The organism is Trinickia sp. (assembly GCF_035492435.1).
Taxonomy (GTDB): domain Bacteria; phylum Pseudomonadota; class Gammaproteobacteria; order Burkholderiales; family Burkholderiaceae; genus Trinickia.
In genome coordinates this window covers 1-14,137 of the sequence record NZ_DATJJF010000206.1, presented here as the reverse complement: position 1 = coordinate 14,137, position 14,137 = coordinate 1, and the positions used below count along the sequence as shown (strand labels likewise).

16 protein-coding genes are annotated in these 14,137 nt (G+C 61.5%); 6 read left to right on the top strand and 10 right to left on the bottom strand.

What is annotated here, in order from left to right; genetic code table 11:
• Positions 1-25 precede the first annotated feature (25 nt).
• The 3 genes from VL598_RS14885 to VL598_RS14875 all read left to right on the top strand — a co-directional run bounded on the left by VL598_RS14885 (position 26) and on the right by VL598_RS14875 (position 2,921).
• The gene (locus VL598_RS14885; RefSeq protein WP_325327502.1) at positions 26-1,132 is read left to right on the top strand and encodes an S-(hydroxymethyl)glutathione dehydrogenase/class III alcohol dehydrogenase; all 1,107 of its coding nucleotides are present in this window, start codon (positions 26-28) and stop codon (positions 1,130-1,132) included.
• Positions 1,133-1,209: 77 nt separating this feature from the next.
• Positions 1,210-2,061 (top strand): S-formylglutathione hydrolase, encoded by an 852-nt coding sequence (fghA, locus tag VL598_RS14880; protein ID WP_325327499.1) that lies wholly within the window; start codon positions 1,210-1,212, stop codon positions 2,059-2,061.
• 104 nt (positions 2,062-2,165) lie between these two features.
• Positions 2,166-2,921, top strand: a complete 756-nt coding sequence (locus VL598_RS14875; RefSeq protein WP_325327498.1) for a YoaK family protein — start codon at positions 2,166-2,168, stop codon at positions 2,919-2,921.
• A 32-nt stretch (positions 2,922-2,953) separates the two neighbouring features.
• Here VL598_RS14875 and VL598_RS14870 read toward each other — a convergent pair whose 3' ends face one another.
• Complete coding sequence (locus tag VL598_RS14870; RefSeq protein WP_325327497.1) at positions 2,954-3,352, bottom strand: VOC family protein; 399 nt, start codon at positions 3,350-3,352, stop codon at positions 2,954-2,956.
• A 231-nt stretch (positions 3,353-3,583) separates the two neighbouring features.
• Between VL598_RS14870 and VL598_RS14865 the strand changes: the two genes are divergently transcribed.
• Positions 3,584-3,922: a hypothetical protein gene (locus VL598_RS14865; RefSeq protein ID WP_325327496.1), complete on the top strand. Its 339-nt coding sequence runs from the start codon at positions 3,584-3,586 to the stop codon at positions 3,920-3,922.
• A 100-nt stretch (positions 3,923-4,022) separates the two neighbouring features.
• Here VL598_RS14865 and VL598_RS14860 read toward each other — a convergent pair whose 3' ends face one another.
• The 6 genes from VL598_RS14860 to kynU form a co-directional block, all read right to left on the bottom strand.
• On the bottom strand, positions 4,023-4,805 hold the full coding sequence (locus tag VL598_RS14860) for a metal ABC transporter permease (protein WP_325327501.1): 783 nt from the start codon (positions 4,803-4,805) through the stop codon (positions 4,023-4,025).
• Positions 4,798-5,712, bottom strand: a complete 915-nt coding sequence (locus tag VL598_RS14855) for an ABC transporter ATP-binding protein (protein ID WP_325327495.1) — start codon at positions 5,710-5,712, stop codon at positions 4,798-4,800. The genes VL598_RS14860 and VL598_RS14855 overlap by 8 nt, the downstream gene beginning before the upstream one ends.
• Positions 5,712-6,632, bottom strand: coding sequence for a metal ABC transporter solute-binding protein (locus tag VL598_RS14850; protein WP_325327494.1), 921 nt, complete (start codon positions 6,630-6,632; stop codon positions 5,712-5,714). The genes VL598_RS14855 and VL598_RS14850 overlap by 1 nt, the downstream gene beginning before the upstream one ends.
• A 95-nt stretch (positions 6,633-6,727) precedes the next feature.
• Complete coding sequence (locus VL598_RS14845; RefSeq protein ID WP_325327493.1) at positions 6,728-7,180, bottom strand: Fur family transcriptional regulator; 453 nt, start codon at positions 7,178-7,180, stop codon at positions 6,728-6,730.
• 113 nt (positions 7,181-7,293) lie between these two features.
• Positions 7,294-8,187 (bottom strand): tryptophan 2,3-dioxygenase, encoded by an 894-nt coding sequence (gene kynA, locus VL598_RS14840; RefSeq protein ID WP_325327492.1) that lies wholly within the window; start codon positions 8,185-8,187, stop codon positions 7,294-7,296.
• Between the two features lie 48 nt (positions 8,188-8,235).
• A complete protein-coding gene (gene kynU, locus VL598_RS14835) occupies positions 8,236-9,486 on the bottom strand; it encodes a kynureninase (protein ID WP_325327491.1) in 1,251 nt (416 codons plus the stop codon).
• Between the two features lie 314 nt (positions 9,487-9,800).
• On the opposite strand from kynU, the gene VL598_RS14830 reads away from it, so the two are divergent.
• Positions 9,801-10,292: an Lrp/AsnC family transcriptional regulator gene (locus tag VL598_RS14830; protein ID WP_325327490.1), complete on the top strand. Its 492-nt coding sequence runs from the start codon at positions 9,801-9,803 to the stop codon at positions 10,290-10,292.
• Positions 10,293-10,318: 26 nt separating this feature from the next.
• Here VL598_RS14830 and VL598_RS14825 read toward each other — a convergent pair whose 3' ends face one another.
• Positions 10,319-10,828 (bottom strand): flavin reductase family protein, encoded by a 510-nt coding sequence (locus VL598_RS14825; protein ID WP_325327489.1) that lies wholly within the window; start codon positions 10,826-10,828, stop codon positions 10,319-10,321.
• Positions 10,829-11,128: 300 nt separating this feature from the next.
• Here VL598_RS14825 and msrA point away from each other — a divergent pair, with 300 nt between their 5' ends.
• Complete coding sequence (gene msrA / locus VL598_RS14820; RefSeq protein ID WP_325327488.1) at positions 11,129-11,680, top strand: peptide-methionine (S)-S-oxide reductase MsrA; 552 nt, start codon at positions 11,129-11,131, stop codon at positions 11,678-11,680.
• Here msrA and VL598_RS14815 read toward each other — a convergent pair.
• On the bottom strand, positions 11,669-12,883 hold the full coding sequence (locus VL598_RS14815; RefSeq protein WP_325327487.1) for a DUF72 domain-containing protein: 1,215 nt from the start codon (positions 12,881-12,883) through the stop codon (positions 11,669-11,671). The two genes, msrA and VL598_RS14815, sit on opposite strands and share 12 nt — an antisense overlap.
• Positions 12,884-12,905: 22 nt before the next feature.
• Positions 12,906-14,120 (bottom strand): cyclopropane-fatty-acyl-phospholipid synthase family protein, encoded by a 1,215-nt coding sequence (locus VL598_RS14810; protein ID WP_325327500.1) that lies wholly within the window; start codon positions 14,118-14,120, stop codon positions 12,906-12,908.
• Positions 14,121-14,137 lie beyond the last annotated feature (17 nt).

The following is a 14,137-nucleotide window of genomic DNA, read 5'->3' as shown; positions in this document are numbered from 1 at the left end:
AAAACGAAAAAGGAGTATTGAAGCGATGAAAACGAAGGCTGCCATCGCATGGAAGGCGGGCGCACCGCTCACGATCGAGGAAGTCGATCTGGCTGGGCCGCGCGCTGGTGAAGTGCTGGTCGAAATCAAGGCAACAGGAATCTGTCACACCGATTACTACACGCTTTCGGGTGCCGATCCTGAGGGGATTTTCCCGGCGATTCTCGGACATGAAGGCGCAGGCGTCGTGGTCGACGTTGGTCCTGGCGTCGGCACGCTCAAGAAGGGCGACCACGTCATTCCCCTTTACACGCCGGAATGTCGCGAGTGCAAATTCTGTCTGTCTCGTAAGACGAATTTGTGCCAGAAGATTCGCGCGACGCAGGGCAAGGGCCTGATGCCCGACGCGACCTCGCGTTTTTCGATCGACGGCAAGCCCATCTTTCATTACATGGGCACCTCGACGTTCTCGAACTACATCGTTGTGCCTGAAATCGCGCTGGCGAAGATCCGCGAGGATGCGCCGTTCGACAAGGTCTGCTACATCGGCTGCGGCGTGACAACGGGCGTTGGCGCCGTGATCTTCACGGCGAAGGTCGAGGCTGGCGCGAACGTCGTCGTATTCGGGCTTGGGGGCATCGGGCTCAACGTGATCCAGGGCGCGAAGATGGTTGGCGCGAACAAAATCATCGGCGTCGACATCAATCCGCAACGCGTGGAGCTCGCCAAGAAGTTCGGCATGACGGATTTCGTCAATCCGAAGGAAGTTGGCAATGTCGTTGACCATATCGTTCAACTGACCGACGGCGGCGCCGACTACTCGTTCGAGTGCATCGGCAACGTCACGACGATGCGTCAGGCGCTCGAGTGCTGCCACAAGGGTTGGGGCCAGTCGATCATCATCGGCGTGGCAGCGGCCGGCGAGGAAATCAGCACGCGTCCGTTCCAGCTCGTCACGGGCCGCGAATGGAAAGGCTCCGCGTTCGGCGGCGCGCGCGGGCGCACGGACGTACCGAAGATCGTCGATTGGTACATGGACGGCAAGCTGAATATCGACGACCTCATCACGCACACGCTGCCGCTCGAGCGCATCAACGACGGCTTCGATCTGATGAAGAAGGGCGAGTCGATTCGTTCGGTGGTGGTTTACTAGTAATTAGTCGTTAGTAGTGCATCGTGAACGGCTGCGTTTGCGGTCCGTTCACGACATGACATTGAGAAGGAAGTGCGATGCTCGAATTGATCGAGGAGCATGCCTGCCACGGCGGCATCCAGCGTTTTTACCGGCACGAGTCCAAGACGATTGGCCTGCCGATGCGTTTTGCCGTCTATTTGCCGCCGCAGGCGAAGCACGCGCGCGTGCCCGCGCTGTTTTACCTAGCGGGCCTGACTTGCACGGAAGAAACGTTCACCGTCAAGGCGGGGGCTCAGCGCTTCGCGGCTCAGCACGGCATCGCGCTTGTCGCGCCGGACACGAGCCCGCGCGGGGCGGGGATTGCGGGCGAGGCGGATGCGTGGGATTTCGGCGTCGGCGCGGGCTTTTATGTCGATGCCACGCGTGAGCCGTGGTCCAAGCATTACCGCATGTACTCGTATGTGCGCGACGAGTTGCGCGAAACAGTCACCTCCCAGCTGCCGATCGACGGCGCGCGCCTCGGCATTTTCGGGCATTCGATGGGCGGCCATGGCGCGCTTATGCTGGCGCTGCGCAACCCGGGCCTTTATCGCTCGGTGTCGGCATTCGCACCGATTGCTGCGCCCATGCGCTGTCCGTGGGGGCAAAAGGCGTTTTCAGGCTACCTCGGCGACGATCACGAGGCTTGGCGGCAATATGATGCGAGCGAACTCGTCGCCCGCGATGATGCGGCGCGCTATGCGTCCGGCATCCTCATCGACCAGGGCCTGGCCGACCCTTTCCTCGGCGAGCAGTTGAACCCAGACATCTTCGAAGCGGCGGCCATTGACGCCGGCCAGCCGTTGATCCTGCGCCGTCATGAAGGCTATGACCACGGCTATTACTTCATCCAGACGTTCATCGAGGATCATCTCGCGCATCACGCGCGCGCGCTTTCGGCTGTGTGATCGAAAGCTCGAAAGCAAGTCGGCACGTTGTGCTACGATCTGACGCGTTTATCGGCTGATTTTCGTCGATAAACGTCAGATCACGCGAGAAGCGAGTCGATCGGATGCCTATCCATTATCTCCGCGGCTTCACAAAGCCCGAGCGCACTGACGAGGCGAATCGCCGCCTGGGGCGCTTGCTCGCCTTCGTAGCCGGCGCGACGAATGCAGGTGGGTTTCTTGTCGTAGGCCAGTACACATCGCACATGTCAGGGACTGTGTCGTCGCTCGCCGACGATCTTGCGCTTGGCAGCTTCAACTTGCTGTGGACAAGCCTTGCGTCCTTGGCCTCATTCATTTGTGGTGCCGCAACGTCAGCAGTCCTAATTAATTGGGGCCGGCATCGGACCCTGCGCAGCCACTATGCGCTGCCGCTCGCACTCGAAGCTGCCTTGTTGCTTTTTTTCGGATTCCTCGGCTCCAATCTGGAACAGCATCGTGTCCTTTTCGTGCCGGCGACCGTCGTACTGTTGTGCTTCGTGATGGGTTTGCAAAACGCGACGATCACGAAAATTTCGAAGGCGGAGATTCGCACCACCCACGTCACAGGCCTCGTGACCGACATTGGCATCGAAATCGGCCGGTTCTTCTACTCAATCGGTCCGGGCAACGGCCCGTTGAAGCATGCAGGGTTCGTGCGGTGCGATTGGCAGCGGCTCACCCTCCTGGCTTCACTGCTGGCATGCTTCGTCGCCGGTGGCTTGGCCGGTGCTATCGGCTTCAAGCACGTCGGCTTCGTCGCGACGGTACCGCTCGCGACGCTGCTCATTGCCCTGGCTGCCGTGCCTTTGGTGGACGACATGCTCGGGCAGCAGCGGTAGAAAACGCGCGACGTCAAAACGATTACGCAAGGCTACGCGGAGCTTGCTTGCTCGTGGAGCGCGTAAGGCCGCGTCATGACCTCGAGCACATGACCGTCGGGGTCGTCGAAATAACAACCCCGGCCGCCGTTGTGCACATACGTTTCGCCTTCGCGCTTTTTGCCTGGGTCGGCCCAGTAGTGAAGTCCCTGGTCGCGAATACGCGCAAACGCCTCGTCGAATTCTTCTTCGTCCAGCAAGAACGCGTAATGCTGCTTGGCAATCGCGTTGTCCTTTTCAACGAAATCGAGCGAAACGCCATTGGCGAGCTCGACAACCAACATGGGTCCAAAAGGAACTGGATTCGGTAGATTCAGTATCTGCGTGAGGAAATGCGTCGAGCGCTGCTTGTCGCGGCACCAGACGATCGTGTGATTCAGTTGCGCGCTCATGGTAAGCCCTCGAAAAATCGGGTACCCACCGCCGGTTTTTCTCCGGCACCCGAGCCATCATGCGCCCAGGCGCGCCGACATGCTAGTCCCATGACGGGCATGTTCGTCGGTACTTTGTCTAGCAGGGAATGTGCGGGCTCGGCCGATACAGCTTGCCTTGACGCGATCGGATCGGCAGCCCATTTGCTGCCTGCATGTGGGTCGTCGCCCGTCGCCCGAAAGGAGTGACCCATGCCTGAGCAAATTACGAAGTATCCGGACGTGACGCTCAAAGTGCTCCAAGGCGCGGGTGCCGCTTGTGGTGAAGGCGCGCCGCAGAAGATCTTGACGCAGTGCCCTGCCGAGCGGTTTTGTGCACTGCCGACGGGCGAAATTTGCGTCTATGGCATCAACGAGATTCCGCGGATGACGCAAATCACTGTGCGAGAGATCGCCGCCGTGGTCGCCCCCGCCAAAGGCGAGCCGAACGCGTCGCCGCCATTATTGGCGACAGGGTGGGTGGATGGTGCCATTTTGGCGATCGGTCTCTTGGCTGGCTTCACGCTCGGCAGATACCGGAGGAAGCCGTAAGTGCAAGCCCCGAGGCGCCAAGCGCCCGGCGTGCCGGTGAACGCGGCAGCCATCGCTGCCGGAGGGCGCGACGGCCCCCGCGTCAGTAAGGCTGATGCGACTAGCGTCGGCCAAGCAAACTTGCACCGTAGACGAGTGCCGACAGCGCGGTAATCCAGAAGCTCGTCGGCCAGTCGGTGTAGAAGGCGAGTGTCACGCCAAGCCATGCTTGCCCGAGCGCAAAGAGTGCGGCGAGCGCAATGCCGCTTGAGAGTCGCGTCGACAAATTCTGAGCTGCCGCGGCCGGCCCGACCATCAGCGTGAAGACCAGCAGCACGCCGACGATCTGCGTGCAGGCCGCCACGGTAAATGCCGCAATCGCGAGAAACAACATCGACACGAGGCGCAACGACACACCCTTCGCCTCAGCAAGCTCTGGCTGCAGCGTCGCGAAAAGCAGGGGGCGCATGATCGTGCAAAGCGCGATGAGGCACGCCGCACCAATGCCGGCGAGAATAAAAAGCGTTTCGGCGGTGACGCCCAGCACGTTGCCGAAAAGCAGCGTGGTCACCTGCGTCGCATAGGCGGTGAAAAAATGCAGGAACAGTAGACCGCATCCCAGCGAAAGCGAGAGGACGACACCGACAGCCACGTCGCGGCCCGCGAGCCGTTCACCGAGCGCACCCATCGAGAGTCCTGCCGCAAGCGTGAAACCGATCATGCCCCAAAGCGGTGAGATACCGACGAGGGCAGCGCCGGTTGCGCCCGTAAAGCCGACATGCGAAAGCGCATGGCCTGCAAACGTCTGTCCGCGCAGGACGAGAAAGTACCCGACGATCCCCGCAAGAACGGCGACGATACCCGACGCCGCGAATGCGTTGATCATAAAGTCGTATTCAAACATCGTGCGTGTGTCCGTGAGTGTGGCCGTGGCCATGCCCGCCATGCTCGTGCTGGTGCGTATGGCCGTGAGAATGCGGCGCGTCGTCGTCTTCGTGCTCGTGGTCGTGCTTTTCGACTTCGACGTCGCCCGACATGACGAATATGCGTCCGTTCACGCGCATGACGTCGATCGGCGAGCCGTAAAGGCGCGAGAGCACAGGCCGCGTGATGACCTCATCGACAGTGCCGAGCGCGGCTGCGCCGCCGCCGAGGTATAGCACGCGATCGAGCGCATTGAGCAGCGGGTTCAGTTCGTGCGCGGAGAACAGCACCGTGATGCCGAGTTCGCGCTGCACACGGCGCACGAGTTCGACGACGCCGCGCTGGTGATGAGGATCGAGGCTGATGAGCGGCTCGTCCAAGAGCAGCAGTTGCGGCTTGCCGAGCAGGCATTGCGCAATCAGCAGCCGTTGGCGCTCGCCGCCGGAGAGCTCTGACAGAGGACGCGCGGCGAGTGCGCGGCCGCCGACGAGATCGAGCACGCGCTCGACATCGGCCTCATTCGCCGCGTCACTGCGCGGTAGGCCGAAGCGATGCCCGTCGGCTGCCATGGCGATGAAATCCCGCGCGCGCAAGCGCCGGCCGGCTAGCGCGCTGCGTGTTTGCGGCATGTAGCCGACGGAAACGTTGCCACGTGAGACCGGCTGGCCCGCAACGCGAATCGTGCCGCTTGCCACGGGTACAAGACCGAGCACCGCGCGCATCAGCGTCGTCTTGCCGGCGCCGTTGGGTCCGAGCACCCCGATGAATTCACCCTCGTCGACCGCGAAACTCGTTTCCTTGAGGATCGTGCGGCCGCCGAGCATGAGCGTCACGCGCTCGAGTTCGAGCGCGTGTTTGCCGGGCGATTCGCGTGCGATATCGTTCATCAGGGCTGACTTCCCAGTGCTGCCGACAGCGCGTCGAGCTGCGAGAGCATCCATTGTTGGAAGTTTTGATGGGCCGGTTCCGTTTCGGTCACGCTCACGCTCGGCACCTTCGATTGCTGTGCCAGCTTCAACATGCGCTTGGTGAGGGCTTCCGTTGCCTGGCTGTTATAGATGAGGACGCGCACCTGCCTTGTACGCAGATCGTTCTCGAACGCGGCGATGTCCTTCGCGCTGGGCTCGGTATCGTTCATGACGGCGAGCTGAAACCTCGGGTTGCGCATCGAAAGGCCGATCGCGTCGGCCATGTAGCCGAACACGGGCTCAGTCGCGGTCACGGGCGTGCCGTGATATTGCTCTTTCATCGCGGCCACTTTGTCGGTGATCGGCTTGATCGAGCCGAGGAACGTGGCGAGGTTTGCATCGTAGTCGCTCTTGTTCGCAGGGTCCGCTTGTTCGAGCGCCTTGACGACCTGGCTCGCGACGGCCGGCATGGTCGCCGGGTCGTACCAGAGATGCGGATTGTCGCCGCTCTTTTTGCCCACGAGCTCCGCCGCCACGATCGTTGCGCGTTGCGCGTTCTTCGATGCAGCGAGGAGCTTGTCCATCCACGGGTCGTAATCGGCGCCGTTGTAGACGACGAGATCTGCCCGGTGCAACGCGCGTGCCGTTGCGGTGCTCGCCTCGAAAAGATGCGGATCCTGGTCGGGGTTGCTCAGAATGCTGGTTACCTGGACGTGCTTGCCGCCCAGTTGGCTGACGACGTCGCCGTAAAAGTTCTCTGCCGCCACGACGTTCACCGTCTTCGCGTTCGCGCTCAGCGCAGTACCGCTCAAGGCAAGCGCTGCAAGCCCGGCAACGACCACGGTCGGCAAACGACGGACGTGGGTTGCGATCCGTCGCGCTTTCACGACAACATTCATTCTTCTTCCTTGCGTTTTAGCGCCGCTTATCACGGCACATGCGTGCATTTGGGCGCGCTTACGGTTCCCGAAAACGAAAAGGGGGCACCCGTGACTTACTTTGCTTTGCATTCGCCGCACAGGCCCGAGAGCTCCACGACTTGCTTGTGCACTTCGAAGCCCTGCGCGGGCGCCGTTGCAGAGAGGCGTTCGGCTAGCTCCTCGCCGGGGATCTCAACGGTGTCGCCACAGCGCTCGCAAATGAGGAACTGGCTTTGATGCGGCTTGCCGATCTCACAGCAGGCAACAAATGCATTACGCGACTCGATCCGGTGCACGAAGCCGTGCTCGACGAGGAAGTCGAGCGCGCGATAGACCGTTGTCGGCGGCACACGGCCGCGCTCCGGCTCGAGCCCCGCGAGCAGATCGTAGGCGCCGATGGGCCGGCCGGTGGCCGCGACCAGCGCGTACACTTGCTTCCTCAGCGGCGTCAGCATCAGGCCATGCTTGGCCGCGAACGCTTCGGCGTGCGCCAAGCGCTCGGCAAGGCAATGGGCGGCGTCTGACATGATGTTTCCCCATTTGACGACTTGATGACATGGGGATGTTATAACATATCAACCCACCTGGGCGGACAATGACGAGGGCGTGCGGCAAATCGCTCTCGCCCTTTTCGTGCACTTCAGAGCAGGGTGCGCACGTGCCACAGTTCGGGAAAGAGCACGATGTCGAGCATGTTGCGCAGATAGGGGACACCGCTCGTGCCGCCCGTGCCTTGTTTGTAGCCGATGATCCGCTCCACCGTGGTCACATGGCGAAAGCGCCATTGACGGAACGCGTCTTCGAGGTCGACAAGTTCTTCGGCCAACTCATAAAGCTCCCAGTGCTGCTGCGGATGCCGGTAGATCTCGAGCCAGGCTGCTTCGACGGTGGCGTTGTGCGCTGTCGGTTGCGTCCAGTCGCACTCGAGGCGAGCCGGATCGATGGTAAATCCCCGGCGCGCAAGTAGCCTAACCACCTCATCGTAAAAAGAGGGCGCCTCGAACGTGGCGCCCACCCGCGCCGGCACATTGGGGCGATGAAGGTTCGGCTCCTGCATGCGTCGGCTCTTGTTGCCTAGCAAGAACTCGATCTCGCGATACTGATATGACTGAAATCCGGAGGACGACCCAAGATAAGGTCGCATCGCCGTGTATTCCGAGGGCGTGAGCGTGGCGAGCACATTCCAGGCTTGCACCAGTTGCTCGAGTATGCGAGCGACGCGAGCCAGCATCTTGAAGGCCGGCGGCAACGCATCACGCTTGACGCAGTCGAGCGCCGCGCGTAGCTCATAGAGCGCCAGCTTCATCCAGAGCTCGCTCGTTTGATGTTGGACGATGAAGAGCATCTCGTTGTGATCGGGCGAGAGGGGATGCTGCGCCGACAGGATTTGCTCGAGCGCGAGATACTCCGTATACGTCATCGTCTTGGCGCTTTCACGGTTCGCATCCTGCGAGCCGTCGTGCGGCGGATGTGGCGGATGTGGTGAACTTTGCGGTGCACCGGGCGGATTGGGAAAAGGCCAGTGGTCACTCATTCAGGACTCCTAATAATGGTTGGGGAACCCAGAACCGGCATGGGTACATCAAGTCACCGAATGGCGCGCAGCAAACTCGGGCGAACGCCATGTTTGCGTCGCAAGCACGTCGCGCAGCGCTTCAACGGCGTCCCAGACATCGACGAAGCGGGTATAAAGCGGCGCAAAGCCAAACCGCAGTACGCCGGGCTCGCGATAGTCGCCAACGACGCCTCGCGCGATGAGCGCCTGCATGATCTCGTATCCGTGCGGATGAGCGAAGCTCACCTGTGATCCGCGTTGCGCGTGCGCGCGTGGTGTGATCAACGTCAGCGCGTGGCCGGCGCAGCGTGTCTCCACGAGATCGATGAAGGCGTCCGTCAGCGCAAGCGATTTGCGACGCACGGCGCGCATATCGGTCTCGAGAAACACGTCGAGTCCGGTTTCGACGAGCGCCAGAGACACGATCGGCTGTGTGCCGCATAGCATTCGGCCGATGCCTTCATCCGGCCGGTAGACGGGATCCATGTCGAACGGCGCCCGATGGCCCCACCAACCCGAGAGTGGCTGGACGATCGTACTTTGATGGTGCTTTGCGACCCAAGCAAAGGCCGGCGCGCCAGGTCCCCCGTTCAAGTACTTGTAGGTGCACCCGACGGCGAAATCCACACCGGCGCCATTGAGGTCGACGGGCACGGCACCGGCCGAATGCGCAAGGTCCCACAGCGCGAATGCGCCGGCCCGGTGAATGACCTGCGTCAGTGCAGCCATGTCGTGCATGAAGCCCGTGCGGTAGTTCACGTGGGTCAGCATGACGACGGCCGTGTCGCGATCGATGGCATCTGGCAGCTGCGCTGCATCGTCGACAAGGCGTAGCGCGTAGCCGCGCTCGAGGTGATCAATGACGCCTTGCGCAATGTAGAGGTCGGTCGGGAAGTTGCCGCGCTCCGCGACGATCACCCGTCGATCGTCATTGCGTGAGGCAGCGAGGCGCAACGCGGCGCAAAGCAGCTTGAACAGGTTGACCGAGAGTGTATCCGTGACGACGATCTCGCCCGCTGCAGCACCAACGAGCGGAGCGAGCTTGTCGCCGAGTCGGCGGGCAAGCGCGAACCAGCCCGCTTTGTTCCAGCTGCCAATGAGACCGTCGGCCCACTCCTCGCTGATCACGGCACGCGCGCGAGCTACAGCGGCACGTGGGGCGACACCGAGCGAGTTGCCGTTGAGGTAGATCGTCCGCGGATTCAACGCAAACCGGCGGCGCATGGGGGCGAGTGGATCGTCGCGATCTAACGAGCGTGCTTCGTCACGGGTTTTCATACGGATCAACGAGAGCAGTGACGGTAGATATTTAGGATGCCGAAATATCTACGGTGATGTGCGTTACGTTCACGGGCGAGCCGTGCCTCCATGTGCCCTACGCGCGCGATATGCGCAGCCAGCGTTGCTGGGCCATACCGGCGTGCCGCAGTCTATGACCGGTGATGTATCCGACTGCGTTGGTATCGGTTTTCCGTGTGCCGTCGATGTGAGGAATCTTAGTCGAGGTCGCACGCAAAGTGCTTGCAAAATTGTCGCCCGCAGCGGGTTCGGCTAGAACATAATTCGAGACAAGGGACAAAAGGGGGGCAAAAATGAATGCAATCTCGCTTGATGCCACGGATTGTCGGATTCTCAGTGTCTTGCAGAATGAGGGACGAATAAGCAACCTCGATCTGGCTGAACGCATCTCGCTGTCCCCATCTGCTTGTCTGCGTCGGCTACGGTTGCTAGAGGAGCAGGGCGTCATCGAGCGGTACCGCGCGTGCCTGAATCGTGATGCGCTCGGATTCGAACTGGAGGCGTTTGTTCAGGTGTCCATGCGCAACGATCAGGACAACTGGCACGAACGGTTTGCCGAGGCCATGCACGACTGGCCCGAGGTTGTCGGTGCCTTTGTCGTGACGGGCGAGAGCCATTATCTGTTGCATGTGCTTGCCCATAGCCTCAAGCACTTCTCCGACTTTGTGCTGACGAAGCTGTACAAGGCGCCGGGTGTCATGGACATCCGCTCCAATATCGTTCTGCAAACGCTCAAGGAGGATTCCGGCGTGCCTGTGACCCTTCCGCAGCCCGCCGGGCGTTAGCGTCCCGGCTGCCCGGTGATGGCTCGCTAGCGCGGCGTCAGGTCGTGAAACGCGCCGGCGTGATAGACCAGGGGCGTCATGCTGGCGGCGTCCGGGTGAATGCCGCAACGCTCGACTTCGCCCACGAAGATGACGTGGTCGCCTTCCTCGTAGCGGCTGCGGTTATGACATTCGAACCAAGCGAGCGCGCCCTCGAGCACAGGCATTCCCGTGTCGCCGGCGGCATGCGGTACACCGGCAAAGCGGTCGCCTTTGAGCGTGGCGAAGCGCTGGCAAATGTCGAGCTGCGAGTGGGAAAGGATGTTGATGACGTAATGGCTGTTGCCACGAAACACGGGCATCGAAGCGGATCGCGTCGCAAGGCTCCAAAGCACGAGCGGCGGATCGAGCGAAACGGAGTTGAACGAGCTCGCGGTGATCCCGATCAGCTGCCCGGAGGGTGCACGTGTGGTGACGACTGTGACACCCGTCGCGAATTGTCCGAGGGCGCGGCGCAATGTGGCGGAATCAAAGTTCGGAGGGCTGGCAAGTTTCATCGAGTGGCGAAGGCCCCGTGGTATCGTCCAGCGTGTCGGCGCGCGGATAGTCGGCAATACGGCGGCGCGTCGACGAGGACGAGAGCGGAACCGAAAAAATTATCTCGTAAATCGGCGAATAGCTGAGATTCTAATGGAATCGGGACGTATCCCGCCGCACTCGGCCCATGTACCGAACGGCCGTGTCGATGCCTTGCTGCCGGGATTGCCGCCGCGGGCATGAAAAACGCACTAAGCTTTTGGGGGCGGCGCACTTTTACTGGCGCCGACCTTTCCCATGAAATGCAAGGAGCAGCAGCCATGACTGAGGCAAGCGAAACCGCCACGCTGGGCGGCGGGTGTTTCTGGTGTCTCGAGGCAGTCTATCTCGACGTCGATGGTGTGAAGTCCGTCGAGTCGGGCTATGCGGGAGGTGCCGTCGAGCATCCCACTTATGAGCAGGTCTGCGACGGCGGCACAGGCCATGCCGAAGTCGTAAAAGTCGAATTCGATCCGACTCGAATCAGCTATCGCGAGATTCTGCAGATTTTCTTTTCGATCCACGACCCTACCGAACTGAACCGGCAAGGCAACGATGTCGGCACGCAATACCGGTCGGTTGTTTTCACGCACTCGGATAGCCAGCGTGATGTCGCGCTCGAGGTGATTCGCGAGTTGACTCGCGAAGGCGTCTACGATCAGCCGATCGTGACGCAGGTGCAGGCGCTTGAGGGTAACTACTGGCCGGCAGAGGCCTACCATCAGAACTACTTCGCTCAGCATCCGGAGCAGGGCTATTGCACGTTCGTTGTGGCGCCGAAAGTGGCGAAGTTTCGGGCGAAGTTCGCGGGCTGGATGCGCTCAGGTGTTTAACGCTCGCGCGCGGGCTTGGATAATCGCGCGCGCAAGTGCGAGGCAGGTGAGCGGCGCCGAGCCCTCCGCCTTGTTGTTGGCGACGATGAGAACGGGTTGTCCGGCCAGCGCGTAGCGCGTGGCGAGCTCGGCGAGGCTCGAGCGTGTGCCGGGATCCTCGTCGACGAGCCGGTTGAAGGGCTCATACTTGGCTTTAGCTTGCTCGTATTTGAACCCGCTATGCAGGCTCCAGCGCACGACGAGCGGCCCTGATGGCGTTTCCCCGTCCAAGAGCGCCAGCGCCGTCGTCTGCCGCAGCGGATCGGGCATGCGCGCGTGCAGCCCGATGCAATAGCGCACGCCACACTCGCGCAGCATTCGAATGAGCCGCGGCGTAAGCAGGCAAGCGTCACGGATCTCGATTGCGTAACAGGTCCCGCAGGCCGCCCCTAACGTTTGTGGGAGCGGTGGCAAGGCGGCCAGGAAGGCCCCGAGCCGTTCCACAAACGCGGCCGGTTCGGCCAACAAGCGAGCGGGCAGCGGCGGGAACTGAAACACGAGTGCGCCGGCTTTGCTGCCAAGCCCTGCGACGCAGGGCTCGACGAACTCTCGCGCGGCAAGTTCCACATCGAGAAAACGCGGGTTGTCTGCGATCGGCTCGCCGCGCCCGGCGCGCAAGGTCGCATCGGTCACCGAGGCCGGTGCTTTGACGATGAAGCGAAAGTCGTCGGGAACTTGCTGCGCATAGCGCAGGTACTCGGCAATGTTGAGCGGGGCATAGAACGAGCGGTCGATGCTGACCGTGCGCAGCAGCGGATGCGCCGCGTAGGCGCCAAGCCCATCGCGCGCGAGCTTCGACTCGCTGTAAGCGTCACCGTAGACGATGCTTTCCCATCCCGGAAACGACCACGAGGAGGTGCCGAGCCGGACCTGCGGTGGCAACGCAAGCGCTGCTGCCTGCGTATCGGCCGGAACTTGTGCCGGGAGCACCTCACGTGCGCGGCGCTTTCGCGTCGCGATGTGCATGCCGTTGGGCTCGAGTTCGAAGGTGCCAGCCAGGGCGGCATCCGGAGCGCTGCACGGTATGAGATCGGGCGCGGTGGCTATGTCGGCGGCCTTCGTCTCGCCGCTACCGGCTCCCTCGGGCGACTCGGCCTTGTCCTCCCGCACCGTGCCAAACAGATCCAACTGGTCAAATGACGAACCGCTTGCCTTGTCACCCATCGATATCACGCGAATCGCATGCTCAAAGCGGCTGATCGTACAGGTAGCGGCGTGACCACGGCAGCGTCTGTGCGCTGCGGCCCGCCTTGCGGCAGACGATTTGATAGATCGATACGTCGTCGTTTTCGAAGGCGTACGCACAGCCCGCCAGATACACGCGCCAAATGCGGAACTTCTCGTCGTCGACGTGTTTGCGCGCCTCATCGGCATGTGCTTCGAAATTGTCCGACCAGATTTCGAGCGTGCGGGCATAGTGCCGGCGCAGGCTTTCGACATCGATCGCCTCAAGCCCGCCGCGCTGCATCGCTTCGAGCGCAAGGCTGATGTGGGGCAGTTCGCCATTCGGGAAAACATAGCGATCGATGAACTCGCCGCCACCGAGCGCCGTTTCGCCGCTGGAGAAGTCGGTCGACGTAATGCCGTGGTTCATGGCGATGCCGTCTTCTGTCAGCAACTCGCGAACCTTGCCGAAGTAATCAGGCAGGTTCTTGCGGCCGACATGCTCGAACATGCCGACGCTCGTAATGCGATCGAACGGGCCTGCGACGTCACGATAATCCTGCAGACGAATCTCGATCTGGTCCGCGAGGCCCGCCGCCTTCACGCGCTCGGTGGCCAGATCGAACTGATTCTGCGACAGCGTGACGCCCACGCAGCGTGCACCGAACTTCTGCGCGGCGCGCAGCACGAGCGCACCCCAGCCACAACCAATGTCAAGCAGCCGCTGGCCCGGCTGAATCTGAATCTTCCTAAGGATGTGGTCGATCTTTTTCAGCTGCGCGGCGCCGAGCGATTCATTGCCGTTCTCGAAGTAGGCGCACGAATACACCATATTCTCGTCGAGCCAGAGCTTGTAAAAATCGTTCGAGACATCGTAGTGATACTGAATGGATTTCTTGTCCGATGCTTTGGTGTGATTGAAGTAGCGTGCCACGCGGGCGAGCTTGCTCGCATGGGTCACGGTGTTTCTGGCGAGCGCATAGCTGATCGAAATGATGTCGGAAAGCTTGCCGTCGATGTCGATTTTTCCTTTCACATACGCTTCGCCGAGGTGGTCGAGACTCGGCTCGAGCAAGAGCGGCATCGCCGATACGTGATTGACCTTCAAGGTGACGTCCGGCGTGGCGAATTGGCCAAAGTCGAACTGTTCACCATTCCATAGCACTAGGCGCGCTGGCAAGTTCGTCTTCGCCCTGACGTCGCCTACCCATTCGGCGAGCTTCTTTTCCCAAAACATCTGAATTCTCCGCTTCT